The organism is Microbispora sp. H10830 (assembly GCF_014161375.1).
Lineage (GTDB): Bacteria > Actinomycetota > Actinomycetes > Streptosporangiales > Streptosporangiaceae > Microbispora > Microbispora catharanthi.
In genome coordinates this window covers 936,476-962,264 of record NZ_JABBWX010000001.1, presented here as the reverse complement: position 1 = coordinate 962,264, position 25,789 = coordinate 936,476, and the positions used below count along the sequence as shown (strand labels likewise).

Here is a 25,789-nt window from a genome sequence, read left to right as displayed (position 1 = left end):
TCAGGCGTACCAGGCCCGCAGCACGCCCATCGGCGCGTACCGCCAGCGCGGCAGGTGGCGGGCGGCGTAGATCAGTTCGCGGCACTCCTGCTCGACCTCGAACGGCCGCAGCAGCGATCGGTCGAGCAGGTCGGCGCGGCCGGCCCGCGCGAGCGTCCGGGCGTAGGCCGCCGTCAGGTCCCGGCGCGCCGCGGCGGCCCAGGCGGCCGTCGCGTCCGGGTCGGCGGACCTGCGTCTGACCGCGACCTGCCCCGCGTGGTCCACGCTGGTGGTGAGCTGCGCGAGGTCGCGGGCCGCGGGCTGGTAGGGGTCGGCGTCCGCCACCGTCGGGTTGCCGTCGAAGTCGACCACCGCGTAGCCGTCCCGCCAGCGCAGGATCTGTCCCACGTGCAGGTCGCCGTGGACGCGGATCAGCGGTGTGGCGGGGGTGCGGGCGAGGGGCTCCAGTTCGCGGCGCAGGGCCTCGGCCCGCCCCGCCAGCCACGCGCCGTCCGCGCCGTCCGTCAGCGCCAGGGCCTCACGCAGCGCCTCCTCGGCGCGGGCCCGCCACGCCCCTTCGCCGGGCGGCGACAGCCGTACGGGGCCGGGGAAGACCGCGGACGGGGTGGCCATCGCGAGGTGCAGTTCGGCGGCGAGGGCGCCGACCTCGGCGGCGAAGCCGGTGCGGCCGGCCTCGGCCTCGTCGACGCACCACTCCCAGCCGTCCCGCGCCTCGGGCAGGTACGCCGTCACCAGGGCGACCAGCGCGTCCTCCCAGTAGACCGCCGCGTACGGCGTTGCCGTACGGCCGAAGCCGGCCAGATGGGCGAGCAGCCCGGGCGCGGGGTGCGGGGCCCGCGACGGCCGGGGGAACCACTTGACGACCACGGTCTCGCCGGCGACGACCGAGTGGTTGGTCTGGTCCACCGTGATGGCCCGTTCTCCGGGGGGCACCGGCGGCAGCGGCCGCAGCGCACGCACCGAGAAGGGCGGCGGAGCGGCTTCCCGCGTCAGGTCGCGCAGCACGCGCTCGGTGATCCCTTGCGCCGTCTCCAGCGTGAGGACGCCGTCCGGGCCCTCGGTCACCCGAGGCCAATGGGAGCCTTCCACTCGGCCTCCTGAATGTGGATTCAACGCGGAAACGAAAGGAGCAGGTAGACGTAACGGGAAAAGTCTTGTCTATGTTGATCCGTCCTGCAACACTGGCCGCCATCCTCACGCAAGGGAGCCCCCCATGACGCGCCGCGTGCCCCTCGTCGTGGCCTCTGCCTTTCTGGCGTCCGCCCTGACCGCCTGTGGTGGAGGCGCGGCGACCGACTCCGCGGGTGCGCCCGCGACCCTCGACGCCAAGGCGGATCTGTCCAAGCAGAGCCTGACGATCTCGATCTGGGACGGTTACAGCCCGAAGGACCTTCCGCAGCGGGTGAAGGCCACGCTCGGTTTCGACACCAAGGTCGCCATCCACGACACGAACGAGACGATCGTGGCCAAGCTGACCGCCGGAGGCGACAGCGGCATCGACGTGGCGTTCGTGTCCGGTCAGTACGCGCAGGCGCTCAACGCGCAGGGCCTGCTGGAGCCCATCCACCGTGAGCTGGTTCCGAACCTGAAGAACCTCTACCCCGAGGCGTCCCAGCTCGCCTACGACAAGGGCAACGTCTTCTCCGTCCCGTACACCTGGGGAACCACCGGGTTGTGTTATCGCAGCGACCTGGTGAAGACGCCGCCGACGAGCTGGAACGACCTGCTCAGCCCGGCCCCCGAGCTGAAGAAGAAGATCACCATGATGACCACCGAGCGGTGGCTGGCGCTGCCGGCGCTCAAGCTGCTCGGAGCCTCGGTCAACACCACCGACCAGGCCACGCTCGACAAGGCCAAGGAACTGCTGCTGAAGGTCAAGCCCGACCTGCTGGCCTACGACGACACCACGTTCGGCGACCGGCTCAAGTCGGGCGAGGCCGTGATGGTCGAGGCATGGGACGGCTGGTGCCCGACGTCGGAGAAGAACGTCGAGTTCGCGGTGCCGAAGGAGGGCAGCGACCTCTGGGCGGACACGATGGTGATCCTCAAGAGCTCCACGAACAAGGAGGCGGCGCACGCCTTCGTCAACTACATCCTCGACCCCGAGGTCCACGGCTGGGTGCCCGCGAACATCCTTTACCGGATCCCCAACAAGGCGGCCATGGACAAGGTCGACCCGGCACTGCTCAAGAGCTATCCGGCGCTGGCGGAGCCGCCGTCCGAACTGCTCAAGGGTGAGAGCCTGATCGACCTGGGCGAGGCCTCCACCGCGTACACGCGCCTGTCCACCGAGGTCTCGGCGGCGCAATGACGGCCCGACAGCCCGCCCGCGTCGTCGGCAAGGCGGCCGGCCGCCTCGCCACGATGGGGCCCGGGTTCGGCTACCTGACCGTCTTCCTGCTGGTCCCGCTGGCGCTGGTGCTGAGCTACACCGTGTTCAGGCGGGGCCGGTTCGGGGGAGTGGTCTACGAGCCGACGGGGGAGAACTTCACCCGCCTCGCCGACCCGCTCTACCTCGACGTGGTGATCGGGTCGGTGAAGCTCGCGGCGATCACGACGCTGCTCGCCCTGCTGCTCGGGTATCCGACGGCGTACATGATCGCGAGGCTGCCCGCCCGGTGGAAGGTCGTCGCCCTGGTGGCGGTCGTGCTGCCGTTCTGGACGAACTTCCTCATCCGTACGTACGCCTGGATCGTGCTGCTCAACTCCGAGGGGCCGGTGAACTCCGGGCTGAAGGCGCTCGGCCTGGGGCCGGTGGAACTGCTCTACACGGACGGCGCCATCGTCGCCGGGCTGCTCTACGCCTACCTCCCGCTGATGATCCTCCCGCTGTATTCGGCCGTGGAGCGGCTGGACCCGCAACTGCGGGAGGCCTCGGCGAACCTGGGCGCACGGCCGGCCAGGACGTTCTGGTCGGTGACGCTCCCCCTGTCGCTGCCCGGCGTGCTGACCGGATGCGTGTTCGTGTTCGTGCCGAGCCTGGGCAACTTCGTCATCCCGGAACTGCTCGGCGGCGGACGCCGGATCATGGTCGGCAACCTCATCCGCGACCAGTTCCTCAAGGCCCGCGACTGGCCGTTCGGGTCGGTGCTGGCGCTTGCCGTGATCGCCGTGCTCGTGGTGCTGCTGTTCGCCCAGGCATGGGCCGCGCGGAGGGCGGGACGCGGTGCGTAGACACGGCTGGCTCCGGCTGCCCTTCTGGCTGACCTATCTGTTTCTGTACGCGCCGATCGTCGTGCTCGTCGTGATGTCGTTCAACCGGAACAAGTCGCCCTACTCGTGGGGCGGCTTCTCGCTCGACTGGTACGGCAGGCTGGCGGGCAACGCCTCGATCCGCACCGGGCTGCTGAACACGCTGATCGTCGCTCTCGGCTCGACGGCGCTGTCCACGGTGCTCGGCACGCTGCTCGCGGTCGGGCTGGCCCGCCACACGCGCTCGCGGCTGCTCGACGCGCTCTCGACGCTGCCCGCGATCCTGCCCGACCTCGTCATCGCGATCGGGCTGCTGGCGTTCTACTCCGCGATCAAGCTGACGCTCGGGCTGCACTCCGTGCTGATCGCGCACACCGTCTTCGGCATGGCGTTCGTCGCGGCCGTCGTCCGGGCCCGGCTCGGCGGCATGGACACGTCGCTGGAGGAGGCGTCCCGGGACCTCGGCGCGACCCCGCTGACCACGTTCGTCAAGGTCACCCTGCCCACGCTCGCCCCGGGCATCCTCGCGGGCGCGCTGCTCGCCTTCACGCTCTCCCTGGACGAGTTCGTGATCGCCTTCTTCACCGCGGCTCCGTCCGAGCCGACGCTGCCGATCGTCATCTACTCCATGGTGCGGTTCGGCGTGACCCCCGAGATCAACGCGCTGGCGACGCTGCTGCTCGCGGTGAGCTTCACCGTCGTGATCGTCGCGCAGCGCCTGACCAGACTGACCGAGGCCCTGCGATGACTCTCATATCCATCGACGGCGTCAGCCGCCGGTTCGGCGAGGTGACCGCGCTCGACTCGGTCGGCCTCGACATCCGGCAGGGCGAGTTCTTCGCCCTGCTGGGGCCGTCCGGCTGCGGCAAGACCACCCTGCTGCGGATCCTCGCCGGGTTCGAGCAGCCGGACGCCGGCTCGGTGCGCCTCGACGGCGCCGACCTGCTCGCGATCCCCGCGCACCGTCGCCCGGTCAACCTCATGTTCCAGTCGTACGCCCTGTTCCCCCACATGAGCGTGGAGAAGAACGTGGCGTACGGCCTGGAACGGGAGCGGCTGCCCCGCGCGGAGATCCGGGAACGGGTCGGCGCCGTGCTGGAGACCGTCGGCCTGACCGTGCAGGCCCGCCGCAGGCCGCACGAGCTGTCGGGCGGGCAACGCCAGCGCGTCGCCCTGGCCAGGGCCATCGTCAAGCGTCCCCGGCTGCTGCTGCTCGACGAGCCGCTGAGCGCCCTGGACAAGAAGGTCCGCTCGGAGATGCAGCTCGAACTCAAGCGGCTGCAGCACGAGGTCGGCATCACCTTCGTCGTGGTCACCCACGACCAGGAGGAGGCCATGTCGCTCGCCGACCGCATCGCGGTGATGAACGGCGGCCGGGTCGAGCAGGTGGACGCCCCTGTGGACCTCTACGAACGGCCGCGCACGCCCTTCGTGGCCGGCTTCATCGGGGCCAACAACCTCTTCACCGGCAGGGTCACGGGCAAGGGCCTGGAGGTCGACGGGCTGGGCGTGCTTCCCGCGCCCGCGGGGAGCGAGGAGAGCGGGACGGCGATGCTCGCGGTGCGGCCGGAACGGATCCGTCTCGGCCCGGTCGCGGCCGGCGAAGGGGTGCTGCGCGGCCGGGTCGTCGACGTCAGCTTCTACGGCGGCGTCTCCCACGTGGCGCTGAGCGTGCCCGGTCACGACCGCGCGGTGCTGGCGGCCACGCAGGGGCGGGCGAGGGTGGAGGCCGGCGCCGAGGTCGCCGTCTCCTGGGACGCCGCCGACGCCGCCCTCGTCGACGGGGTCAGCGGCGATCGGCGGGCCTGAGCGGGTTGCCCGTGGCCAGGCGGGCGTAGTCGAGGATCAGCTCGACGGCCTTGTCCGGGTCGATCGAGTGGTGCCGGGCGATGATGCGGTAGCCGTACGCGTCCTCGAGAGCGACGAGGTTGCGGGCGATGGTCTCGGAGCCCTGCGCCAGCGTGAAGACGCCGTGGGCGGCGCCCGTCTCCAGGATCGTCTGGTACATCGACACCTGCCGGTCGAACAGCGTGGTCAGCAGCGTCGCGTAGACGCGGTTGCGGCCGGCGGCGCCGCCGAGCTCGCACAGCAGCCGCACCCCCGCGTCGTCCGGGCCGTCGGGCAGGCCCGAGCGGATCGTGACGATGAGCTTGTCCGCAGGATCGGAGATGCCGCTGATCTTCTTCACGCGCCGCTCGTAGAAGCGCTCCATGCCGGCGTGCTGGGCCTCGATCAGCAGCTCGCGCAGGTCGGGGTAGTGGTAGAGCACCGCGCCGGAGGTGAGTCCCGCCTCCTCGGCGATCTGGTTGAGGTGGACCCCCTCGGCGCCGTGCTGGATCATCGCCCGGTGGGCCGCGTCGATGAGGTCGAGCCGCCGGTCCGCCTTGCTCTTGCGCTGCGTCATCCCACCCCTTCCATTGCACCTCGCTTCATATCGCGCACACGATACTCCCCCAGCTCTTGACGGGTGTATCCCCCTCGTATTTGAATCTCGATTCAACTAGCTTCAGAGGAGCCCCGAATGACGGCCACGCCCTTGACGATCCTGTTCATGCCGGAGAGCGCCTACGGACCGACGAACAACTGCGTCGGGATCGGCGACGTCCTGCGCCGCCGTGGCCACCGGGTGGTGTTCGCCGCCGAGGCGTCGTGGAAGGGCAAGCTGGAGGCGCTCGGCTTCGAGGAGGACCTGGTCGACCTGGCGCCCCCGGCGCCGGAAGAGGACGCGACGGAGCAGGACGCGGGCCAGTTCTGGAAGGACTTCATCCGCGACACCGCGCCGGAGTACCGCAAGAGCACCCTGGAGCAGCTGGAGACGGTCGCCAAGCCGATCTGGGAGGCGCTCGTCGACGGTGCCAAGTACTGCGAGCCGCAGCTCAAGGCCATCATCGAGCGGGTCCGGCCGGACGTGATCGTCGAGGACAACGTGGTGGCCTTCCCCGCCCTGGTGACGGCGGGCGTCCCGTTCGTACGGATCGTCTCGTGCAACCCGCTGGAGGTGAAGGGCCCGGGCGTGGCCCCGCCGTTCTCCGGACTGCCGGCCGACGGCACCGGCTGGGCGGAGTTCCGGGCGGAGTACGACCGGACCCATCGTGAGCTGTGGGAGGCGTTCAACGCGTGGGTGGTCGAGCAGGGCGCCCCGGCCCTGCAGGACCTGGAGTTCATCCACGAGGGCGACGCGAACCTGTACGTGTATCCCGAGATCGCGGACTACACGGCGGAGCGTCCCCTGGGGGACTCCTGGACCCGTGTCGACTCGTCCGTTCGGGAGACCGACGAGGAGTTCACGTTGCCGGACATCCCCGGCGAGGGCGCGCTGATCTACTTCTCGCTGGGTTCGCTCGGCTCGGCCGACGTCGAGCTGATGCGCCGCGTGATCTCCGTGCTGGCCCGCACGCCGCATCGGTACATCGTCTCCAAGGGCCCGCTGCACGAGGAGATCGAGCTGGCCACCAACATGTGGGGCGCGGAGTTCGTGCCGCAGACGAAGATCATCCCGCTGGTCGACCTGGTGATCACGCACGGCGGCAACAACACGACGACCGAGGCGTTCCACTTCGGCAAGCCCATGATCGTCATGCCGCTGTTCTGGGACCAGTACGACAACGCCCAGCGCGTGCACGAGACCGGGTACGGCGTCCGCCTGGACACCTACGGATTCGCCGACGAGGAGCTGACCGGGGCCATCGAGAGGCTCCTCGGCGACCAGGACCTGCGCGACCGGCTCGCGGCGGTCGGCGAGGAGATCCGCCGCCGTGACGGCCTGCGCGTGGCCGCGGACGTCATCGAGAACATCGCCACCAAATGATCAAGGGCAGCCGGCTGATCGAGGACGCCGCTCCACGGGTCTTCTGGACCGACCGGCCCGGGGCTCCCGGCCCGTACGAGCCCCTGCACGGCCGCACCACGGCGGACCTGCTGGTGGTCGGCGGCGGCTTCACCGGCCTGTGGGCCGCCGTGCTGGCCAAGGAGGAGAACCCCGCCTGCGACGTCGTCCTCCTGGAGGCGCGCTCGATCGCGCACGGCGCGAGCGGCCGCAACGGCGGGTTCGTCTCCGACTCCCTGACCCACGGGCTGGGGCAGGGAGCGAGGTTGTGGCCGTCGGAGAACGCGGCCCTGCTCGCGCTCGGGCGGGCGAACCTCGCGGCCATCGCCCGCTTCGTCGACGACCACGGCATCGACGCCGACCTCCGTCTGGTCGGCAAGACCACGGTCGCGGTGGCGCCTCATCAGGTGGAGGAGCTGAGGCGGGCCGAGAAGCTGCACCGCGAGCACGGCGAGGACGCGGTGTTCCTCGGCCGCGACGACATGCGCGCGGACGTCGAATCGCCCACCTATCTCGCGGGGCTGCGCCTGCGCGGCACCGGCGGCGTCCTCGACCCCGCCGCGCTCGCGTGGGGCCTGGCCCGCGTCGCGGCGCGGCTCGGGGTGCGCATCCACGAGGGCACCGAGGTCACCGCGCTGACCCGGACGCGGACCGGCGTGGAGGCCCGGACGGGAAACCGCGGCGCGGTGAGCGCCGGGCAGGTGCTGCTGGCCACCAACGCCTTCCCCTCGCCCCTGCGCAGGCTGGGCCTGTTCGTGCTGCCGATCTGGGACTACGTGCTCGTCACCGAGCCGCTGTCGCCCGAGCAGCGGGCGTCGCTCCGATGGCCGGAGGGCCAGGGCCTGACCGACGCGGGCAACCGGTTCCACTACTACCGGCTCACCCGGGACGATCGCATCCTCTGGGGCGGGTACGACGCGATCTACAATTTCGGCGGCGGCGGCTCCGAGCAGCGGGACGCCACGCACGAGCGGCTCGCGGGGCACTTCTTCGCGACGTTCCCGCAGCTGCGTGGCCTGCGCTTCACGCACAGGTGGGGCGGGGTGATCGACTCGACCAGCCGGTTCACCCCGTTCTTCGGCACGGCGATGGGCGGGCGGCTGGCCTACGCCCTCGGATACACCGGCCTCGGCGTCGGCGCGTCCAGGTTCGGCGCGCTGACCGGCCTCGACCTGCTGGCCCGGCGGTCCACCGCGCGGACGCGGCTGCGCATGGCCCGCCGACACCCGGTGCCGTTCCCGCCTGAGCCGCTGCGCTGGCCGGTGGTGCAGCTCACCCGCCGCGAACTCGCCCGCGCCGACGAGAACGAGGGCCGCAGGGGGCCCTGGCTGCGGTCACTCGACCGTTTCGGCATCGGCTTCGACAGCTGAGGACGACCTCATGACGACATTGATCAATCCCGCCGACGGCCGGGCCGTCGAGGACGTGCCCGACACCCCGCTCGACGGGGTGGCGCGGGCCGTACGCCTGGCCAGGGAGGCCTTCGAGCAGTGGCGCGAGACGACGCCGGGGGAGCGGGCGCTGGTGCTGCTGCGCCTGGCGGACCTCGTCGAGCGGGACGCCGCGGAGCTGACCCGGCTGGAGGTGGAGGAGACCGGCAAGCCCGCCGCCGTGTTCCGGGACGGCGAGCTGCCGTTCGCCGCCGACAACCTCCGGTTCTTCGCCGGCGGGGCCAGGTCCCTGGACGGCACGGGCGCCGGCGTGTTCAGCGCCGGATACACGTCCGTGCTGATCAGGCGGCCGATCGGGGTCGTGGGGGCGATCGCGCCGTGGAACTTCCCCCTCATCATGGCGGTCTGGAAGATCGGCCCGGCCGTCGCCGCGGGGAACGCCGTCGTGATCAAGCCGGCTCCCCGGACGCCCCGCACCACGCTGCGGCTCGCCGAGCTGTTCGCCGAGGCAGGGGCCCCGGAGGGCCTCGTGCGGGTGGTGACCGGCGGCGCGGACGTGGGGCGGGCCCTGGTGACCGACCCCGGCGTGGACATGGTCAGCGTCACCGGGTCCACCGCCACCGGCCGCGAGGTCATGCGCGGCGCGGTGGACGGCCTCAAGCGGGTCCATCTGGAGCTGGGCGGCAAGGCCCCCGCGCTCGTGTTCGCCGACGCCTCGCTGGAGGACATGGCGGCCGGGGTGGTCATGGGCGCCACCTACAACACCGGTCAGGACTGCACGGCCGCGACCAGGGTGTACGTCGAGAGATCGCGGTACGCCGAGGCGGTCGAGGCGCTGCGGGAGGCCGTCGCCCGCGTCCGGCCCGGCGACCCCTGGGCGCCGGACGCCGACATCGGCCCGCTGATCAGCGCCGAGCACCGTGAGCGGGTCCACGGCTTCGTGACCAGGGCGTCCGGCCGCGTCGTCCACGGGGGCGCGCCGATCGACGGCCCCGGCTTCCACTACGCGCCGACGCTGATCGCCGACGCCGACCCGGCGAGCGAGATCGTGCGGAGCGAGGTCTTCGGCCCGGTGCTGGTGGCGATGCCGTTCGACGGCGAGGACGAGGCGGTGCGGCTCGCCAACGCCACGCCGTACGGGCTGGCCTCGTCGGTGTGGTCCACGGACGTGGCCCGCGCCCTGCGCGTCTCCCACCGGCTGGACGTGGGCGTGACATGGGTGAACGACCACCTGCCGATCGCCTCGGAGGCGCCGCACGGAGGCGTGAAGGGCAGCGGGTTCGGCAAGGACATGAGCCAGGAGGCCGTGCTGGAGTATTCGGTCACCCGGCACCTCATGATCAAGCACGCGGCCCCGCAGGCGCGCGACTCGTTCCGCCCCGCCTGAGCGGCCCGCCTGCTCTACGCGTCGGGGACGTTGCGCAGCGCCTCGCGGCGGCTCAGCCCGCTGATGCCCTGGTGCTTCACGTAGCGGAGCACCTCCTGCGGGTTGGTCTTCGCGTACTCCCGCAGTGCCCAGCCGATCGCCTTGCGGGCGAAGAAGTCGGTGTCCGACAGGCTCGGCTCGATGCAGGCGTAGAGCAGGTGGACGTCGGTCCGGTCCTTGAAGGAGTTCTGGCTCAGGATGGCGGTGCGCCGCTTCCACAGGTCGGGGTCGTGCGCCCACTCGAGCACCAGGCGGCGCATGCTCTCGGGATACAGCCGCAGCAACGTGCCGATCCGGTGCACGGCGATGTCGTCCACCAGGTCCCACCACGCCCCGGTGACGATCATCTCCTCGTACATGGGGATCGTGTAGAGCGTCTGCCAGGACCGGTAGAAGCGGTGCGCGGACAGCTCGATGGCGGCGTAGCGCTCCTCGCGGTATTCCGCCTCGCGCCACAGCGCCAGCACCGCCCTGCGCCACTCGGGGGCGCTGTCCAGCCGGTGCTCGGCGAAGACCTTGCGCAGCGCGGCCCGCCGCGGCACGGCCGTCACCCCGAGGAAGGGCATCTCCGACTTCATGTACGACCGCATGCCCTCGGCGCGCGCGGGGTCGGCCAGCTCGGTCAGCGCGAGCCGTACGGCCTTGAGTAGCGTCATGACGGCTGGCTCGCCCGCTCGCCGGTCGCCAGGCCGTCGAACAGCAGCTTGACGAAGTGGTCGGCCAGGGCGTCGGTGTCGAGCCTGCCGCCGGGGCGGAACCAGCGCACGGTCACCCAGATCGTGTCGCGGATCATGCGGTAGGTGAGCTTGGGATCGACGTCGGGGCGGAACTGGCCGGCGGCCTGGCCGCTCGTGATCTGCTCCACCCACATGCGCTCGACCTCGTCCTCGGCCCGCACCAGGTAGTCGAACCGGTCGCCGGGCAGCGAGCGCAGGTAGTTCCAGTCGTTCTGCATGACCGTGATGGCCGCCCGGTGGTCCTCCAGCGTGCCGAAGCCGATGCGGACCATCTCGGCCAGGACCGAGCGCGGGTCGGTGTGCGTGCCCAGCGCCGCGCGGTAGCGGTTGATCAGATCCTCGAGGAAGGTGCGCAGCACCTCGTCGACGATCGTCTCCTTGGAGTCGAAGTGGTGGTAGAGGCTGCCGGACAGGATGCCGGCCTCCAACGCGATCTCCCGCACGGTGGTGGCCTGGAAGCCCTTGCGCGCGAACAACTCGGCGGCGAGCTTGACGAGGTGGTCGCGCCGTTCGGACGCCGAACCGGTCGCCCCTCGCTTCGCCTTGACCGGCGCGGCCGTGCCGCCGGAGTCCTTACGCTGGTTCACGGCTCCCATTATGGCCGTCGAGCAAGAGCTTGTTCACATTCTCGCCTCGCCCGACCTTCCCGCATGGGCGGGATCAGTAGGGCAGGATCGAACCCATGGCGAAATTGGGCTATCCGTTCACCTTGGGGGTGGCGTCAGGAGAGCCGTTATCCGACGGCGTGATCCTGTGGACCCGTCTGGCCCCCGAGCCGCTGCATCCGACACAGCCCGGCGGCATGCCCAACCGGGCGATGACCGTACGGTGGGAGCTCGCCGAGGACGAGGCGTTCACGAAGGTGATCCAGTCGGGCACCGCGCCCGCGCAGCCGGACTGGGCGCACAGCGTGCACGTACGGGTGACCGGGCTGCGGCCCGGGGCCGACTACTTCTACCGCTTCTCCATCGAGGGCCACGTCAGCCAGGTGGGCCGCACCAGGACGGCGCCCGGCCCGGACTCGACCGCCCCCGTCCGGTTCTGTTTCGTCTCCTGCCAGCGCTACGAGCACGGCTACTTCACGGCGCTGCGCCACCTCGCCGCCGAGCGGCCCGACCTGGTCCTCCACCTCGGCGACTACATCTACGAGTACGGCAAGCCGAAGAACCCCAAGCCGGGCCGCTGGGTGCGCCCGCTCGAGTCGACGGCCGAGTGCACGACGCTGGGCGCCTACCGCGACCGCTACGCCCGCTACAAGATGGACCCGGACCTGCAGGCCGCCCACGCCGCCGCGCCGTGGGTCGCGATCCCCGACGACCACGAGGTCCGCGACAACTGGGCGGGCGCGCTGCCCGGTGACGGCGGCAGCCCCGCCGCCTTCCTCAAGCGCAGGGCCGCCGCGTTCAAGGCGTACTACGAGCACCAGCCGCTGCGCGTCCATCCGTCCGGCTCCGGCCTGCAGAACTACCGCCGGCGGCCGTACGGCCGGGTGGCCGACTTCCTGCTCGCCGACACGCGGCAGTATCGCGAGGGGCGCGACATGCTCGGCGCCGAGCAGGAGACGTGGCTGAAGGACCGGCTGCACGGATCGACGGCCCGATGGAAGGTGCTCGCGCAGGCGGTGTTCTTCTCCCAGCGGAAGTTCCCGCTCGAACCCGTCAGCGCCGACGCCTGGGACGGCTACCCCGACTCGCGCGCCCGCGTGCTCGCCGCCGCCCCCGACGGGCTGGTCGTGCTGAGCGGCGACGTGCACAGCGCGTACGCCTGCGACGTGCGCGCCGACTGGGCGGACCCGGCCTCCCGCGCCCTCGGGGTCGAGTTCGTAGGGCCGTCGGTGACGAGCATGCCGGGCGTCACCGACGCGAGCGCGATCCTCGACCTGAACCCGCACATCGCGTTCTTCGACAGCCGCCACGGCTACGTGTCCTGCGTGGCGGACATGGAGAACTTCCGCGCGGACTACCGGGCCGTGGCCTTCGTGGACCGTCCCGGCGCACCGCTGACGACGATCGCCGGCTTCGAGGTGAAGGAGAACAAGCTCCACCGCACCGACGTGTGATCGGGAAACGGGCGACAACCCAGGCCTGCCCCCTAGCAAATAGGAAACTTTCCTATTAGATTGCGGGGCATGCCTGAGCGATGCCCTGCGGGCGCAGCATGAAGCGAAGCCCTGACCTGCTCCGTCTGGCCGACACGGTCCTGTTGCCCGGCTTCACCGGGACCACCGCCCCCGACTGGGTGCGGCGGCGGCTCGCCGGCGGGCTCGCCGGTGTGGTGCTGTTCTCCCGGAACGTCGACACCCCGGCCCAGCTCGCCGCCCTCACCTCGGCCCTGCGCGCGGAGAATCCCGAGATCCTGATCGGCATCGACGAGGAGGCCGGGGAGGTGACGAGGCTTGAGGCCCGCACAGGCAGCTCACGACCGGGCAACTACGCCCTGGGCGTCGTGGACGACGTGGGCCTGACCGAGCGGGTGGCCCGCGACATCGGACGGGACCTGCGGGCGGCGGGGGTGAACATCGACTTCGCCCCGGCCGCCGACGTCAACTCCAACCCGGACAATCCGGTCATCGGTCTGCGGTCGTTCGGCGCCGATCCGCTGCTCGTCGCGCGGCACACGGCCGCGTGGATCCGCGGCCTGCAGTCCACCGGCGTGGCGGCCTGCGCCAAGCACTTCCCCGGGCACGGCGACACGTCGGTCGACTCCCACCATGGCGTCCCGCGTGTGACGGTCTCCCGGGAGGAGCTGGCCGAGGTCGAACTGGAGCCGTTCCGGGTGGCCATCGACGAGGGCGTCCGCTCGATCATGACCGGGCACCTGCTGGTCACGGCGTATGACGAGGAGCTGCCGGCGACGCTCAGCCCCCGCGTCCTCACCGGCCTGCTGCGGGAGGAGCTGGGCTTCGACGGCCTGATCGTCACCGACGGCATCGAGATGGCCGCCGTCTCGGGCCGGTACGGCCTGGGCGGCGCGAGCGCGATGGCCGTGGCGGCGGGGGCCGACGCGGTCTGCGTGGGCGGGGAGAACGCCGACGAGGCGACCCACGAGCACATCCGCGACGCCGTCGCGGACGCGGTGACCGAGGGCAGCCTGTCGGAGGAACGGCTCGCGGACGCCGCCGCGCGGGTGCGCGCCCTGACCGCCTGGCAGGCGCAGGCCCCGCCCATGGACGACCGCCAGGACGAGACCGGGCTGGTCGCCGCCCGCCGGGCCGTACGGGTGACCCGGCACGGGGCCGGCGTGCTGCCGCTGGCCGCCGCCCCGCACGTGGTGGAGCTGGCGCCGGAGACCAACCTCGCGATCGACAAGGACATGCCGTGGGGCGCGGGGGAGCCGCTGGGCAAGCTGCTGCCCGGCACCACGGTCGCCCGGCTGCGACGGCAGGACGTCCACAACGGCGTCGCCGGCACGGTGCTGAGCCAGGCCGCCGACCGGCCGCTCGTCATCGTGGTGCGGGACGCCCACCGGCACCCCTGGCAGACCGACCTGCTGGAGCGTCTGCTGGCCGCCCGGCCGGACGGCGTCGTGGTCGAGATGGGGCTGCCGGGCCGTACGGACCTGGGGGCGGCGCACATCGCCACGCACGGCGCCGCGCGAGTCTGCGGCCAGGCGGCGGCGGAGGTGCTGGCCGGCCTCGTCTGACATTGCCCATAGCATTGGTCACTGCTGACATGCGGATGGGAGCGTCATGAAGGTCGCCTACGTCACCACGGACCATCCGGCCGCCGAGCACGACGACGAGCGGGAGATCGCCCTCGCCGCCTGGCTCGGGGCCGGCATCGAGGGCTCGCCGGTGAACTGGCGCGACCCCCGCGTCGACTGGTCGGAGTTCGACGCGGCGGTCGTCCGCTCCGCCTGGGACTACATCGACCGCCGTGACGAGTTCGTCGCGTGGGCTCACCGGGTGGAGTCGGTGACGCGGCTGTTCAACCCGGCGCCGGTGATCGAGTGGAACACCGACAAGACCTACCTGCGCACGCTCGGTGTGCCCACCGTCCCCACGCACTGGGCCGAACCCGGGACGGACCTGCCCGAATGGGATGAGTACGTGGTCAAGCCCGCCGTCTCCGCGGGGGCCCGCGACACCATGCGCACCACGGACCGGGACGCCGCCGCGCGCCACGCGGCGACGCTGCTCGCCGCGGGCCGCACGGTCATGGTGCAGCCGTACATCTCGTCCGTCGAGCAGGAGGGGGAGCTGTCGCTGCTGTACTTCGGCGGCCGGTTCAGCCACGCCGTACGGCGGCACCCGATGCTCACCGAAGTGGCGGAGACCGCGGAGAATCGCGCCACGCTGCGCGACCCGGACGACGACCAGTTCGTCCTCGCCGAGCGGGTCCTGGCCGCCGTGCCGGCGAACCTGCTGTACGCCCGGGTGGACCTGGTGCGGATGCCGGACGGCGAGCCGGTCCTGATCGAGCTGGAGCTCACCGAGCCCTACCTGTTCCTCCGGGAGGAACTGGCCGCGCCTGACCTGTTCGCCGAGACCCTCGCCGAGATGCTCAAGGGCTGAGATCGTCTAGGGGCTGAGATCGTCTAGGGGCTGAGCGGGCGGGCCCGCTCGGCGGCGGCGAGCGCCAGCCGCACGGCCTCGGCCGGGCCGGCGGCGGCCACCGGACCGGGCACGGGGCGGCCCTCGGCGTCGAGGACCCGCCAGCCCCCGAGGGTGATCACGGGCGTGCCGCCCCGCTGGGCGAGCGCCAGCTCCGAGAGCGTGCCCCAGGAGCCGCCCACGACGACGACCGCGTCGGCGGCCCGCACGATCAGCGCGTTGCGGGCCTCACCCAGGCCGGTGGGAAGGGCCACGGTGAGGTCCGGGCTCGCCCCGGCGCGGTCCCGGCCCGACAGGACGCCGACCACGACGCCTCCGGCCTCCCGCGCGCCCGCCGCCGCGGCGGCCATCACCCCGCCGTACCCGCCGCACAGCACGACCGCGCCGCGCTCGGCCAGCAGGCGGCCCACGTCGCGGGCCGCCCGGGCGTCCTGCGGGGCGCACTCGCCCGGCCCGCACACCGCGATCTGCCACATGGAGACCTGCCGCACGGGGGCCAGGCTACGCGGAGATCCCACCGTCCACCGGGATCACGGCGCCGGTCAGGTAGGACCCGGCGCGTGAGGCCAGGAAGATCGCCGCGCCCGCCATGTCGTCGGGCCTGCCGATGCGGCCGAGCGGGACGTTGCTCTCGATCGCGCCGCGCATCTGGGGGTCGTCGAGCGCGAAGGCCATCATCTTCGACTCGAACGGCCCTGGCGCGATCGCGTTCACCGTGATCGACTCCCGGGCGAGCTGACGGGCCAGATGCCGGGTCAGCATGTGGACGCCCGCCTTGGCCGCCGAGTACGCGTAGTTCTCCATGAACGGCACCCGGAGCCCGTCGATCGACCCGATGTTGATCACGCGTGCCGGGTCGTCGGGCGACGCGGCGGTGCGCAGCAGCGGCAGGAGGCGGCGGGTGAGGAAGAAGACGCCCTTGACGTTGATGTCCCAGAGCTTGTCGAAGGCGTGCTCCGGATACTCCTCCAGCGGCGCGCCCCAGCTCGCCCCCGCGTTGTTGACGAGCACGTCGAGCCGGCTCTCCCGCTCCGACACCGCCTGCGCCAGCGCCTCGACGCCGTCGGGGGTGGACAGGTCCGCCTGTACGGCGTGGCAGCCCAGCTCGGCGGCCGTGGCCTCCAGCTCGTCCTTCTTCCGTGAGGAGATGTAGACGGTGGCGCCCGCGTCGAGGAACCCCCGCGCGATCATCTTCCCGATGCCCCGGGACCCGCCCGTGACGACGACCGTCTTGCCTTCCACCGAGAACAGAGTCATGCGGGCAGCATACCGACCGGTCGGTTCCGCGTCAGGCACGTCACGCCTGGAAGCTCCCGTAGGCTCCGCGGAAGAACACCAGCGGGCCGCCGTCGTCGTGCCGGTCGAGCCCCGTCACCCGGGCGACGACGATCACGTGGTCGCCGGCCGGATGCTCCGTGTCCACCGTGCAGTCGATCCAGGCGAGCGCGCCGTCCAGCACGGGCGCGCCGCCGGGGGACAGGGCCCACGGAAGGCCGCCGAACTTGTCCCCGCCCTTCGCGGCGAGCCGATCGCACACCTGCCGCTGGTGGTCGGCGAGCACGTTGACGCACAGGGTCGTCGCGGCCTTGAGACGCGGCCAGCTCGTGCTGGTCCGCGAGACGCAGAACGACACCAGCGGCGGATCGAGGCTCACGGACGTGAAGGAGTTGACGGCCAGGCCGCACGGCTCCCCGGTCTCCGGGTCGATCGCGGTGACGGCCACGACGCCGGTTGCGTACCTGCCGAGAACGTTCCTGAAATGCTGGGGATTGACGGCCGGAATCCTCCTGGCGCCGTCATGGCCGACCCTCCGGGCCACAGGAATGCTCATCGCGCGCGTGCCTCCTCGATCGCCTCCCCATGAAGTCAAGGAGGGCCGGAGTCGATGCATTCCCTGTGCGGTTAACGGTGGCGCGTCCTGGCGGGCGTGGGGGACCCGCCAGGACGCGCTCCGCCCCGGCGCGAGACCTCGACCCCGGCGAGGGTTGGGGTCGAGATCTCGTTCAATCGCACGGAGTCCATGGGGAGCGGCCGTCCTCGACCGGCCGCTCCGGGGTGCGGTGGTACCGCGTGCTCGGGCATGTCACGCCGTTCCCGCACAAGGCGGTCATGTCGGTGGATACCGACAGCTCTGACATGTCGTTCCCGTCGCTCTGATAGGTCTGGGCTCTGGCAGGTCTGGGCTCGCGCCAGGGCGACTTCGGCGTTCCCGCACCGACCGCCCTCACGGGCCCACCTCCATTGGATGGATTTGTACCAACGTTTGGATAATGCGCGGCTGGGTGGGCTCTGGTCAAGGGGTTGTTTCCCGGTAGACCGAGATCCTCTAGATTTGTTGGAACAAAAGGGTGGATTGAGGAAAGATGGCACGATCGTCGCTCTACCAGCAGGTGGCCGCCGAGGTACGCAGGGCCATCTACGCGGGCGAACTCGCGCCGGGCGACCAGATCCCGACCGAGGCCGACCTCATGGAGGCGCACGGCGTCAGCCGCAACACCGTACGGCTGGCCCTGGGCGAGCTGGAGAACGAGGGTCTCATCCTGCGGATGCGCCGGCGTGGAACGTTCGTACGCGAGCGCCGTCCCCTCCTCATGCGCCCCCAGGACGAGTTCCTCCCGTACGACCAGGAGGGGCGGCGGTTCGACACCTTCGTCCACGCGGTCCGCTCCGAGGGCCGTACGGCGGACCAGAGGATCGAGGTCTCGATCGTCGAGCCGCCCGAGGACGTGACCACCCGCCTCGCCCTCGCCGACGGCGCGCTGGCCGTCGTGCGCCGCCGGCTGCGCTTCGTGGACGGCCAGCCGTACAACACGCTGGACTCGTACTTCCCCCTGGAGATCGTGGGGGGCTCCGAGATCGCCCGGCCCGGCGACATCACGCGCGGGGCCAACCGGGTGCTTGAGGAGCTGGGCCATCTCCAGGTCCGCGTGATCGACGACCTGTCGGCCCGCATGCCGACCTCTGACGAGTCGTCGCGGCTTCAGCTGGAGCCCGGCACTCCGGTCGTCGTCCACACCCGGGTCGGCTACGACGCCGACGACACGCCCGTCCGCGTCGCCGTGTCCGTGCTGCCCGCCGACAAGCATCTGATCCGATACGAGCTGGAACGTCATTGACGAGGCCCGGACGCCCCCTGGCCTGAGCGGGCGTCCCCGGCCGCCGGGCCCTCCTCCGGAGGGCCGCTCCCGCGATTCCCATCCTGACCCCGGCAGGGGACCGCGCCGCACCCGCGCGCCCTAGCCGGGTCCGCCGTCTCCGGACGGACGCTGCACGGCATCATGCCGTCACTCTCAGTGATCAAATCGCCGCCGTCGGCACGAAAGGAATCAGGCATGCCCGCGAACACCCTGGATCTTGTTACGGAACTCACGCTGCGTCGCGCCACCCCGGCCGATCTGCAGGGGGTCCTCGCCCTGCTGGCGCGCACCGCCGGGTGGCTGAACGGTCTCGGCGTACGGCAGTGGCCCGCCGGGGGCTTTCCCGCCGAGCGCATCGAACCGCTGATCGGCGCGGGCGTCATGTACCTCCTGGAAGCCGGCTCCCAGGTGCCGGCCGCCACGATCGCCGTGGACGGCCATGCCGATCCGGAGTTCTGGACCTCCGCCGACCGCCCCGGGGACGCGCTCTACGTCCACAAGCTCGCCGTGAGCAGGACCTACTCGGGCCGGGGCCTGGGGGACACGCTGCTCGACTGGGCCGCCCTGCGGGCCGCCGCTCACGACCGGCCGTACCTGCGGCTGGACTGCGCCAAGGACAACGCCCGCCTGCAGTCGTACTACCGGAAGGCGGGTTTCCGGCACGTCCGCACCGTCGACCTGCCGCACCGCGCCTCCGGCGCGCTGTTCGAGCGGGACGCCGGCGCCGCGATCCCGGCCGCGTCGTCCTATCGCCGCACGCCGGCGGTGCCGGCCCAGCGCTCGGGACATGCGGCGCAATCCTGGAGGGTTCTTGACATCACTGCGCACAATGAGTTGATCGAGTGCTGAACAGGGCGGATGCCGTGAGGCGCCGCAAAGGGACCGGATACTGTTCACTTCATGACGGGATCCCTCCTTGAAGTGATCGCGCTCGACCTGCGTGACGCCGTGGCCGCCGAGGAGGGCGGAGCGGATCGCCTGGAGATCGTGTCCGACATGGACTCGGACGGGCTCACCCCCTCGGCGGACCTCGTCGCGGCGATCTCGCGCGAGTGCGGGCTGCCGCAGATGGTCATGCTCCGCTGCAACGCCGGGTTCACCGTGACCCCGGAGGAGCTCGACCGGCTGCGCGGCCACGTCAAGGAACTCGCGGAGGCCGGCGCGGCGGGCTTCGTCTTCGGCTTCCTGACCGAGGACGGGTCGGTCGACAGGGAGGCGACGGACGCGCTGATCCACGCGGTCTCGCCGCTGCCCTGGACCTTCCACCGCGCCGTGGACCACGCCGCCGACGTGCGGGCCGCCTGGCGCGCCGTACGGCTGCTGCCGAACCTGGCGACCGTCCTCACGTCCGGTTCGCCCGAGGGCGTCGGCAGCGGCCTCGGCGTGTTACGCGCGCGGGCCGAGGCGGGGGACGCCTCGCTCGTGCTCGCCGGCGGCGGGCTGCGCGAGGAGCACGTGCCGGTGCTGCTCGACTACGGCGTCCGCGCCTTCCACGTGGGCAGCGCCGTGCGGGGCTCGTGGCGCGAGCCGGTCGACCCGGACCGCGTCCGGCGCTGGCGCCGCGTCGTCGACCGGCTGTGACCGCGCGGTTGTGACCGAACAGCTCAGGCGCGGCGGCGGGCGACCAGGACGGCGTCGCGGATGGTGACCTCGCCGCCCTCCGGGTCCACCGCCGTGCGCGGCCGGGCCTCGGCCGCCGTGACCTCCCACTCGGCCGGATCGAGCGACGCCGCGACCTCCTCGGCGGTGAACATCATCTGCGGGAAGTGCATCCGCCGGACCTTGGTCAGCAGGTCCGACGGGTGGTGCCCGACGATCAGCAGGGTGCCGCCGGGAGCCACCGCGGCGGCCAGCCGGGCGAACAGCGTCCGCCTGGCCTCGCGCGGCAGGTGCATGTACTGCGCCGACACCAGGTCGTACGCGCCCTCGGGAAGGGCGTGGTCACGCAGGTCCGCGCGCACCCACTCGGTGCGGTCCGCGACGTCCGCGCCCGCCTCGGCGGCGTGGGCGGCGGCCCGCTCCAGCGCCGTGGCGGAGATGTCGGCCCCCGTCACCCGCCAGCCCCGCGAGGCGAGCCAGACGGCGTCGGCGCCCTCGCCGCTGCCGACGTCGAGGGCCCGGCCCGGGGGCAGCTGCGCGGCCTCGGCCACAAGCTGCGGGTTCGGGCGGCCGCTCCAGACCGCCGGCCGGGCGCGGTAGCGCTCCTCCCAGGTCGCCTCCTCGAACAGCGTGCGCACCTCGTTCCGGTAGGCGTCGACGGCCTCCCGGGTCTCCTCGGCGATGAGATCCATGTTGATCGCCGCGCCGGCGGCCAGGCCCGCCGCGGCGGACGCGATCACCACGGCGCGCACGTCCGTCACGTTCCCCGCCACCCAGACACCGGGCACGGCGGTCGCCCCGGTCGGCTCCGCGGCGATCCGGGTGCCCGCCACGTGACCGCCGAGCTCCACCTCGACCGGCTTGAGCCCGAGCGATTCCAGCACCCCGGACCGGGCGGTGAGCGGCGCGCCGACGACGAGCGCGTCGAGCGCGACGACCTCGCCGGAGGCCAGCCGAACCCCGGTGAGCGCGTCGCCGGTCACCTCGATCCCCGCGACCGGGCCGTCGGCGACGGGGATGCGGCGCGCGGCGAGCCGCTCGGCGTCCTCCTCGGACGGCGCGGGGCAGTGGTGGGCCAGGAACACCACGTCCTCGCTCCACTGCCGCCACAGAAGGGCCTGCTCGACGGCGAGCGGCCCGGTGGCCAGCACGCCGATGCGCCGGTCGCGGACCTCCCACCCGTGGCAGTACGGGCAGTGCAGCACGTCGCGGCCCCAGCGCTCGGACAGGCCCGGCACGTCGGGCAACTCGTCCACGGCCCCGGTCGCCACCAGCAGGCGGCGGGCCCGGACGGCACGGCCGTCGTCCAGCGTCACGAGGAAGTCGTCGCCCTCCCGCGTCGCGGCCTCGGCCCGCCCGGCGACGACCTCGCCGCCGTACCCGATCACTTCTTCGCGCCCGGCCGCCCGCAACTCGGCGGGCGGCGTGCCGTCCCGGCCGAGGTAGTTGTGCATGTGCGCGGCCGGCGCGTTGCGCGGCTCTCCCGCGTCCACCACCAGCACCGACCGCCGGGCCCGCGCCAGCGCCAGGGCGCCGCCGAGCCCCGCGGGGCCGCCGCCCACCACGACCACGTCGTACTTCTTCTTCTCGTCCACCCCGTGCCTCCTGCGTCGACGTCTGCTTCAGATGTCTGCTGTCGAACAGTGCGGCACAGGCGGCGAGAGCGGCAAGGAACCTTGCCGATGCGGCAAACCTCAGCAGAGGGCGCGGTCGGCCCGGGCCAGGGCGGCGACCAGAGTCCTGATCGTCGCAGGCTCGTCCAGCACGCCCCCCGCGGCCTCGCGCCGTTCCTGCCAGGCGCGCACCCGGTCGGCGTACTTCTCGTAGCAGGCGAGGTGGAAGGCGTACACGGTCGTGAAGCGGCTGACGAGGTGCGAGGGGTGCATGTCCCAGCCCTGGTAGAAGCCGTGCGCCAGCGAGTGCGACACCAGTGCCGAGTGCCTGCGCAGCAGGGCGTGCACGTCGGCCGCCGCGTCCGAGGCCGGGGCCGCGGCCAGTGAGCCGTCCGACAGCTCCACCCCCGTCCCCGACAGCGCCGTCTGCATGACGTGCCGCGCGTGGTCGCAGGCCGGGTGGTCGAGCCGCTGCTCGCCCGGCGGCAGCCCGAGCGCGGCCGTGTAGTCGAACACTCCGAAGTGGGCCGCCGCCAGCCGCCCCCCCAGCGAGGGCACCAGGTCGGCCGACCGCTGGAGCATGAGCACGGTCTGCGGGGCCTCCACCTGCATCTCGAAGCGCAGCGCGCCTGAGGGCAGGCGCAACGCGCGCTCCAGCGCCTCCAGGCAGCCGGCGAACTGGCGCAGGTAGTCCTCCATCAGGACCTTGGGGAAGGTCACCGTGAACCCGTCCGGAAGCCTGCCGGCCCGCCGCACGACCCCGGTGAGGAACCCGTCGAGGGTGCGCACCGAGCGCAGGGGGTCGCCGTCGGCGAACGACTTCACCCGCAGCCCCCACCTACGGGGCAGCGTGCCCGCCTCGTGCATCGCGGCCACGGCCGCCGCCGCCGACTCGGTGTGCCGGTCCTCCTCCTCGGGGGAGCGCCCGCCGTATCCGTCCTCGAAGTCGACGCGCAGGTCCTCGATCGGCTCGGCGTGCAGCTTCCGGCGTACCCGGTCGTGCACGGGCGGGGCCAGCTCGGGGTCGAGCCCGAACAGCGCGGCCAGCTCGGCGGGGGTGAACAGGAGCCGGTGGAGGAGGTCGGTCGCGGCGTGCCGCCACTGCTGGACGATCTCCGCCGTGACCCGGTCCGCGGGCACGTACACGGTGTGCACCGGCTGCCAGGCGGGTTCCCGCACGGGAAACCGGGCGAGCTGCTCGCGATGGGTGCCGGTGAAGCCGTCGAGCAGCCCGTCGAGCACCCCGTCCACGCCGGTCAGCGTCGTCTCCATGGGGACGATCCTCGCAGAGTCCCGCCACGATGAGGGCAATCACGCAACGTCGCTGCATGACGACGCAGCGTTGGCTATCCTTTTCCTCGAACAGCCGATCGAACAGGTGTGCGAAAAAGAAACGGCCCCCTGTCGGGGGCCGTAGAGCCCGAGGACGTAACCCCGGGCGCGGTGACTCCATGTTAGGAGATGATGGCGGTGCGCGACAAGCCCGTTCCCCAAGTCGTGCGTGTCGGGGTCTACGTGGACGGGTTCAACCTTTACTACGGACTGCGCTCCCTGCGAGGACGCCGCTATCTCTGGCTCGATCTCCACGCACTGGCGCGCCGGCTGCTCAGGCCCGGGCAGACGCTGACGGCCGTCCGCTACTTCAGCGCGCACGTGCGCGGCGAGCCGGCCGCGTTGCTGCGGCAGAAGACCTACCTCGCGGTCCTGGAGAGCCTGGGGGGCGAGGTGGTGCTCGGACGCTTCCAGGAGCAGCGAGCCTCCTGCCGGGCCTGCGGCGTCTCCTGGCGAACCTACGAGGAGAAGCAGTCCGACGTCGCCCTGGCCGCCGCCATGGTCGGCGACGTCGCGCTCGACCTGGTCGACACGGTGCTGCTGCTGTCGGCGGACTCCGACCTGTGCGCGGCCATCGAGGCGGTGCGCGAGGTGGACGCCCGGCGCGGCGGCAAGACCCGGGTCGTCACCGTCTTCCCGCCCGGCAGGCGCTCGGACGGCCTGCGCCTCGCGAGCGACGCCTGGTTTCCCCTCGGAGAGGCGCTCATCCGGCAGTCGCAGCTGCCCGGCTTCGTGCCCCGCCGCGACGGCGCGCGCTACCACCGGCCGGTCCACTGGTCCTGACCGGCACAGCCGTCAGGACGCGCCCCCCGGCCGGACGAGCCGGCCGCACGCGCCCAGCATCGCGTCCCTGCCCACCAGCTTCACCCGCTCGCCCCTGCTCAGACTGCCGGCCAGCGAGGCCTCCGCGGCCTCGATCGCGAGCCAGTCCTCGTACGTCACCGGGCTCAGCCCGCGCGCGGCGAGCAGGTCGTCCAGCCGGGCGGTCGCGGTTCCCGGCACCGCTTCGGCGAGCAGCGTGCGCACGGTCTCGGCGGCGTCGGACTTGTTGGTCCCGATCACGCCCGTCGGCCCCCGCTTGAGCCAGCCCGCGACGTACTGCCGGTCCGCCGCCTTGCCGGCGACGTTCGGCACCGTCATCGACCCCGGGTCGAACGGCACCCCGGGCAGCGCCACGCTCTGGTAGCCCACCGAGCGCATCACCATGTCCGCCGGGATCGTCTCGAAGTCGCCGGTCCCGACGACCCGCCCGTTCTCCAGCCGGGTCCGCTCCAGCCGTACGCCCTCGACCCGGGACACGCCGAGGATCTCCACGGGACGCAGCCAGAAGCGCACCTCCAGGCGGCGGGGCCGGTCGGCCGTCTTGCGCTCCGACCACGACCGCAGCACGTCCACATTGCCCCTGACCTGCCTCGACAGGGTGGTCAGGTCGGCGACCGCGATCTCGTCGGGGAAGGTGAGGACGTCGGCGTTCAGCAGCTCGCCGAGCTCGCGCAGCTCCTTCAGGGTGAACTTCGCGTGCTCGGGGCCGCGCCTGCCGACCATGTGGATGCGCTTCACCTTGGAGGCGGCCAGCCGGTCGAGCACCTCCTCGGGCACGTCGGTGCCGCGCAGCTCGTCGGCCGTCTTGGCCATGATCCGCACCACGTCCACGGCGACGTTGCCGACGCCGATGACGACGACCTCCTCCGCGTCGAGGGAGAAGGCGTCCGGCGGTACGTCGGGATGGCCGCAGTACCAGTTGACGAAGTCGGTCGCCGCGACGCTGCCCGGCAGGTCCTCGCCCGGGACGCCGAGGTGCCTGTCGACCATCGCCCCTGTGCAGTAGACGACGGCGTCGTAGCAGGACAGCAGGTCGTCCACCGAGAGGTCCGCGCCCAGCTCGACGCCGCCCAGGAAGCGCACCCCGGGAGTCTCCAGCACCCTTCGCAGGTAGCCGGCGATCGACTTGATCGACGTGTGGTCGGGGGCCACGCCGTAGCGGACGAGCCCGTACGGCGTCGGCAGGCGTTCGAGGACGTCCACCTCGACGGGGTCGTGCGACTGTTTGACCAGTGCCTCGGCCGTGTAGATGCCGGCCGGGCCCGACCCGACGATCGCGACGCGCAGTGTCACCATGGCCTCCAGCAGCGGCGGACGCTCCCTATCAGTGATTCTTTATCACCGCCGGTCCCGCTGCCAGTGGAACGCCGTGCCGTGGACCGGATTGTCATCCGTGTTGTGATGGTTCGCGGGGTTGCGGCGACCAGGCGGCCACGATCAAAGTGATGCCCGTGGGCAGTGGGGCTAAAAGACGGGGAAACCCGCGGACGAGAAGGCCGGGCGGTGGCACCCTCCCTGACATGAGGGGACTCCGCGGGGGGCGGGACGAGCCCGGGGCCTCACCGGCCACGGCGTACGGCCCGCAGAACGGTCAAGACGACGGCGACGCGCCGTCGCCGCACGGCTCGGGGCCGGACGGGCTCAGGTATGAGGCGCTGGGGCGGGTCATGGCAGCCCTGTCCGGCGAGGCGGAGACGTTGGAAGCGTGCCGCGACCTCACGTGGTGGCGGGGCACCGACCGCTCCTGGCACATCGAGTGGCGCGACGGCCCGTACGCCGCCGAGGTGGCGGCGCTGCTCCTGGAACGGATCGGAGAGCCGGGCCCGGACGCCGTGCGGGCGGCGCCCGCGGGCCCGGCGACCACGTCGACCGCGATGCTGAACGTGATGGGCGTCACCTTCGTGCTGCGGGCCATCGATCCGTTCGGCATGGAGCGGCTGCGGACCAGGCCCGGCCTGTGGCGGCTGTCGGCGGCGCTGGACGGCCCGGCAGGCCCAGTGGGCACGGGCGGGCGGTCCCGTCAGCACTGGGAGGAACTGCTCGGCGGCTGACATCGGCGGGCCGATATCGGCTCGCCCGTCGTTTACGTGAGGCGGTGGGGCCCCCGGAGTCGATAGCCTTGGGAGCACATCGTCTTCGTCTCGTCCCTCCGGTCGTCTCCG

Annotated in this window: 25 protein-coding genes; 15 read left to right on the top strand and 10 right to left on the bottom strand. The window is 72.1% G+C overall.

Annotated elements, in window-relative coordinates; genetic code table 11:
• Nucleotides 1–1,089 (bottom strand): aminoglycoside phosphotransferase, encoded by a 1,089-nt coding sequence (locus tag HHX35_RS04480; protein ID WP_182897673.1) that lies wholly within the window; start codon nt 1,087–1,089, stop codon nt 1–3.
• A 124-nt stretch (nt 1,090–1,213) separates the two neighbouring features.
• On the opposite strand from HHX35_RS04480, the gene HHX35_RS04475 reads away from it, so the two are divergent.
• From HHX35_RS04475 to HHX35_RS04460, 4 genes are read left to right on the top strand one after another with little or no spacing between them, the layout of a single operon-like run.
• On the top strand, nt 1,214–2,311 hold the full coding sequence (locus HHX35_RS04475; protein ID WP_182897672.1) for a spermidine/putrescine ABC transporter substrate-binding protein: 1,098 nt from the start codon (nt 1,214–1,216) through the stop codon (nt 2,309–2,311).
• Nucleotides 2,308–3,174, top strand: a complete 867-nt coding sequence (locus HHX35_RS04470; RefSeq protein WP_259404702.1) for an ABC transporter permease — start codon at nt 2,308–2,310, stop codon at nt 3,172–3,174. The genes HHX35_RS04475 and HHX35_RS04470 overlap by 4 nt, the downstream gene beginning before the upstream one ends.
• Nucleotides 3,167–3,940: an ABC transporter permease gene (locus HHX35_RS04465; RefSeq protein WP_182897671.1), complete on the top strand. Its 774-nt coding sequence runs from the start codon at nt 3,167–3,169 to the stop codon at nt 3,938–3,940. The genes HHX35_RS04470 and HHX35_RS04465 overlap by 8 nt, the downstream gene beginning before the upstream one ends.
• Nucleotides 3,937–5,001 carry an ABC transporter ATP-binding protein gene (locus HHX35_RS04460; protein WP_182897670.1) on the top strand — a complete coding sequence of 355 codons (1,065 nt, stop codon included), beginning with the start codon at nt 3,937–3,939 and terminating at the stop codon, nt 4,999–5,001. Before HHX35_RS04465 ends, HHX35_RS04460 begins: the two co-directional genes overlap by 4 nt.
• Here the strand turns inward: HHX35_RS04460 and HHX35_RS04455 are convergent.
• Nucleotides 4,979–5,596: a TetR/AcrR family transcriptional regulator gene (locus tag HHX35_RS04455; RefSeq protein WP_182897669.1), complete on the bottom strand. Its 618-nt coding sequence runs from the start codon at nt 5,594–5,596 to the stop codon at nt 4,979–4,981. The genes HHX35_RS04460 and HHX35_RS04455 overlap by 23 nt on opposite strands.
• 117 nt (nt 5,597–5,713) lie before the next feature.
• Between HHX35_RS04455 and HHX35_RS04450 the strand changes: the two genes are divergently transcribed.
• Genes HHX35_RS04450 through HHX35_RS04440 form a run of 3 tightly spaced genes read left to right on the top strand, consistent with a single transcriptional unit; the run spans nt 5,714 to nt 9,796 of the window.
• Complete coding sequence (locus HHX35_RS04450) at nt 5,714–7,000, top strand: glycosyltransferase (RefSeq protein WP_182897668.1); 1,287 nt, start codon at nt 5,714–5,716, stop codon at nt 6,998–7,000.
• Nucleotides 6,997–8,388, top strand: a complete 1,392-nt coding sequence (locus tag HHX35_RS04445) for an FAD-binding oxidoreductase (protein WP_182897667.1) — start codon at nt 6,997–6,999, stop codon at nt 8,386–8,388. The genes HHX35_RS04450 and HHX35_RS04445 overlap by 4 nt, the downstream gene beginning before the upstream one ends.
• 10 nt (nt 8,389–8,398) lie before the next feature.
• Complete coding sequence (locus tag HHX35_RS04440; RefSeq protein ID WP_139576039.1) at nt 8,399–9,796, top strand: aldehyde dehydrogenase family protein; 1,398 nt, start codon at nt 8,399–8,401, stop codon at nt 9,794–9,796.
• Nucleotides 9,797–9,810: 14 nt separating this feature from the next.
• Here the strand turns inward: HHX35_RS04440 and HHX35_RS04435 are convergent, their stop codons facing one another.
• Complete coding sequence (locus HHX35_RS04435; protein ID WP_139576040.1) at nt 9,811–10,491, bottom strand: DNA alkylation repair protein; 681 nt, start codon at nt 10,489–10,491, stop codon at nt 9,811–9,813.
• Nucleotides 10,488–11,168, bottom strand: a complete 681-nt coding sequence (locus HHX35_RS04430) for a TetR/AcrR family transcriptional regulator (RefSeq protein ID WP_182897666.1) — start codon at nt 11,166–11,168, stop codon at nt 10,488–10,490. Before HHX35_RS04430 ends, HHX35_RS04435 begins: the two co-directional genes overlap by 4 nt.
• A gap of 86 nt (nt 11,169–11,254) precedes the next feature.
• Between HHX35_RS04430 and HHX35_RS04425 the strand changes: the two genes are divergently transcribed.
• The 3 genes from HHX35_RS04425 to HHX35_RS04415 all read left to right on the top strand — a co-directional run bounded on the left by HHX35_RS04425 (nt 11,255) and on the right by HHX35_RS04415 (nt 15,085).
• A complete protein-coding gene (locus tag HHX35_RS04425) occupies nt 11,255–12,631 on the top strand; it encodes an alkaline phosphatase (protein WP_182897665.1) in 1,377 nt (458 codons plus the stop codon).
• A 98-nt stretch (nt 12,632–12,729) separates the two neighbouring features.
• Nucleotides 12,730–14,214 carry a glycoside hydrolase family 3 protein gene (locus HHX35_RS04420; protein ID WP_182897664.1) on the top strand — a complete coding sequence of 495 codons (1,485 nt, stop codon included), beginning with the start codon at nt 12,730–12,732 and terminating at the stop codon, nt 14,212–14,214.
• Nucleotides 14,215–14,260: 46 nt separating this feature from the next.
• The gene (locus HHX35_RS04415; protein WP_182897663.1) at nt 14,261–15,085 is read left to right on the top strand and encodes a RimK family alpha-L-glutamate ligase; all 825 of its coding nucleotides are present in this window, start codon (nt 14,261–14,263) and stop codon (nt 15,083–15,085) included.
• 23 nt (nt 15,086–15,108) lie between these two features.
• Here HHX35_RS04415 and HHX35_RS04410 read toward each other — a convergent pair whose 3' ends face one another.
• Genes HHX35_RS04410 through HHX35_RS04400 form a run of 3 tightly spaced genes read right to left on the bottom strand, consistent with a single transcriptional unit; the run spans nt 15,109 to nt 16,955 of the window.
• The gene (locus tag HHX35_RS04410) at nt 15,109–15,615 is read right to left on the bottom strand and encodes a TIGR00725 family protein (RefSeq protein ID WP_310738887.1); all 507 of its coding nucleotides are present in this window, start codon (nt 15,613–15,615) and stop codon (nt 15,109–15,111) included.
• A gap of 10 nt (nt 15,616–15,625) precedes the next feature.
• Nucleotides 15,626–16,381, bottom strand: a complete 756-nt coding sequence (locus tag HHX35_RS04405) for an SDR family oxidoreductase (protein WP_182897662.1) — start codon at nt 16,379–16,381, stop codon at nt 15,626–15,628.
• Between the two features lie 40 nt (nt 16,382–16,421).
• Nucleotides 16,422–16,955 (bottom strand): flavin reductase family protein, encoded by a 534-nt coding sequence (locus HHX35_RS04400; RefSeq protein ID WP_182897661.1) that lies wholly within the window; start codon nt 16,953–16,955, stop codon nt 16,422–16,424.
• 532 nt (nt 16,956–17,487) lie between these two features.
• Here HHX35_RS04400 and HHX35_RS04395 point away from each other — a divergent pair.
• From HHX35_RS04395 to HHX35_RS04385, 3 genes are all read left to right on the top strand, one after another.
• Nucleotides 17,488–18,240, top strand: a complete 753-nt coding sequence (locus tag HHX35_RS04395) for a GntR family transcriptional regulator (protein WP_139576048.1) — start codon at nt 17,488–17,490, stop codon at nt 18,238–18,240.
• A gap of 216 nt (nt 18,241–18,456) precedes the next feature.
• Nucleotides 18,457–19,110, top strand: a complete 654-nt coding sequence (locus HHX35_RS04390) for a GNAT family N-acetyltransferase (RefSeq protein WP_182897660.1) — start codon at nt 18,457–18,459, stop codon at nt 19,108–19,110.
• A gap of 51 nt (nt 19,111–19,161) precedes the next feature.
• The gene (locus HHX35_RS04385) at nt 19,162–19,842 is read left to right on the top strand and encodes a copper homeostasis protein CutC (RefSeq protein ID WP_182897659.1); all 681 of its coding nucleotides are present in this window, start codon (nt 19,162–19,164) and stop codon (nt 19,840–19,842) included.
• A gap of 23 nt (nt 19,843–19,865) precedes the next feature.
• On the opposite strand, the gene HHX35_RS44485 is transcribed toward HHX35_RS04385, so the two are convergent.
• A complete protein-coding gene (locus HHX35_RS44485; protein ID WP_182897658.1) occupies nt 19,866–21,455 on the bottom strand; it encodes an FAD-dependent oxidoreductase in 1,590 nt (529 codons plus the stop codon).
• Nucleotides 21,456–21,554: 99 nt separating this feature from the next.
• On the bottom strand, nt 21,555–22,745 hold the full coding sequence (locus HHX35_RS04375; RefSeq protein ID WP_182897657.1) for a DUF6986 family protein: 1,191 nt from the start codon (nt 22,743–22,745) through the stop codon (nt 21,555–21,557).
• Between the two features lie 198 nt (nt 22,746–22,943).
• On the opposite strand from HHX35_RS04375, the gene HHX35_RS04370 reads away from it, so the two are divergent.
• Complete coding sequence (locus tag HHX35_RS04370) at nt 22,944–23,588, top strand: NYN domain-containing protein (RefSeq protein WP_182897656.1); 645 nt, start codon at nt 22,944–22,946, stop codon at nt 23,586–23,588.
• Nucleotides 23,589–23,600: 12 nt separating this feature from the next.
• On the opposite strand, the gene HHX35_RS04365 is transcribed toward HHX35_RS04370, so the two are convergent.
• Entirely contained in the window at nt 23,601–24,923 is a 1,323-nt protein-coding gene (locus HHX35_RS04365; RefSeq protein WP_182897655.1) for an FAD-dependent oxidoreductase, read from the bottom strand.
• Nucleotides 24,924–25,147: 224 nt separating this feature from the next.
• Between HHX35_RS04365 and HHX35_RS04360 the strand changes: the two genes are divergently transcribed.
• On the top strand, nt 25,148–25,678 hold the full coding sequence (locus HHX35_RS04360) for a hypothetical protein (protein WP_182897654.1): 531 nt from the start codon (nt 25,148–25,150) through the stop codon (nt 25,676–25,678).
• The last annotated feature ends 111 nt before the right edge of the window (nt 25,679–25,789 follow it).

What these genes read in the sequence shown, in the direction of transcription:
- HHX35_RS04475 (WP_182897672.1), top strand. Translation starts at nt 1,214, where the DNA reads ATGACGCGCCGCGTGCCCCTCGTCGTGGCCTCTGCCTTTCTGGCGTCC.
- HHX35_RS04470 (WP_259404702.1), top strand. Translation starts at nt 2,308, where the DNA reads ATGACGGCCCGACAGCCCGCCCGCGTCGTCGGCAAGGCGGCCGGCCGC.
- HHX35_RS04460 (WP_182897670.1), top strand. Translation starts at nt 3,937, where the DNA reads ATGACTCTCATATCCATCGACGGCGTCAGCCGCCGGTTCGGCGAGGTG.
- HHX35_RS04455 (WP_182897669.1), bottom strand. Translation starts at nt 5,596, where the DNA reads ATGACGCAGCGCAAGAGCAAGGCGGACCGGCGGCTCGACCTCATCGAC.
- HHX35_RS04450 (WP_182897668.1), top strand. Translation starts at nt 5,714, where the DNA reads ATGACGGCCACGCCCTTGACGATCCTGTTCATGCCGGAGAGCGCCTAC.
- HHX35_RS04445 (WP_182897667.1), top strand. Translation starts at nt 6,997, where the DNA reads ATGATCAAGGGCAGCCGGCTGATCGAGGACGCCGCTCCACGGGTCTTC.
- HHX35_RS04440 (WP_139576039.1), top strand. Translation starts at nt 8,399, where the DNA reads ATGACGACATTGATCAATCCCGCCGACGGCCGGGCCGTCGAGGACGTG.
- HHX35_RS04435 (WP_139576040.1), bottom strand. Translation starts at nt 10,491, where the DNA reads ATGACGCTACTCAAGGCCGTACGGCTCGCGCTGACCGAGCTGGCCGAC.
- HHX35_RS04430 (WP_182897666.1), bottom strand. Translation starts at nt 11,168, where the DNA reads ATGGGAGCCGTGAACCAGCGTAAGGACTCCGGCGGCACGGCCGCGCCG.
- HHX35_RS04425 (WP_182897665.1), top strand. Translation starts at nt 11,255, where the DNA reads ATGGCGAAATTGGGCTATCCGTTCACCTTGGGGGTGGCGTCAGGAGAG.
- HHX35_RS04420 (WP_182897664.1), top strand. Translation starts at nt 12,730, where the DNA reads ATGAAGCGAAGCCCTGACCTGCTCCGTCTGGCCGACACGGTCCTGTTG.
- HHX35_RS04415 (WP_182897663.1), top strand. Translation starts at nt 14,261, where the DNA reads ATGAAGGTCGCCTACGTCACCACGGACCATCCGGCCGCCGAGCACGAC.
- HHX35_RS04405 (WP_182897662.1), bottom strand. Translation starts at nt 16,381, where the DNA reads ATGACTCTGTTCTCGGTGGAAGGCAAGACGGTCGTCGTCACGGGCGGG.
- HHX35_RS04400 (WP_182897661.1), bottom strand. Translation starts at nt 16,955, where the DNA reads ATGAGCATTCCTGTGGCCCGGAGGGTCGGCCATGACGGCGCCAGGAGG.
- HHX35_RS04395 (WP_139576048.1), top strand. Translation starts at nt 17,488, where the DNA reads ATGGCACGATCGTCGCTCTACCAGCAGGTGGCCGCCGAGGTACGCAGG.
- HHX35_RS04390 (WP_182897660.1), top strand. Translation starts at nt 18,457, where the DNA reads ATGCCCGCGAACACCCTGGATCTTGTTACGGAACTCACGCTGCGTCGC.
- HHX35_RS04385 (WP_182897659.1), top strand. Translation starts at nt 19,162, where the DNA reads ATGACGGGATCCCTCCTTGAAGTGATCGCGCTCGACCTGCGTGACGCC.
- HHX35_RS04375 (WP_182897657.1), bottom strand. Translation starts at nt 22,745, where the DNA reads ATGGAGACGACGCTGACCGGCGTGGACGGGGTGCTCGACGGGCTGCTC.
- HHX35_RS04365 (WP_182897655.1), bottom strand. Translation starts at nt 24,923, where the DNA reads ATGGTGACACTGCGCGTCGCGATCGTCGGGTCGGGCCCGGCCGGCATC.
- HHX35_RS04360 (WP_182897654.1), top strand. Translation starts at nt 25,148, where the DNA reads ATGAGGGGACTCCGCGGGGGGCGGGACGAGCCCGGGGCCTCACCGGCC.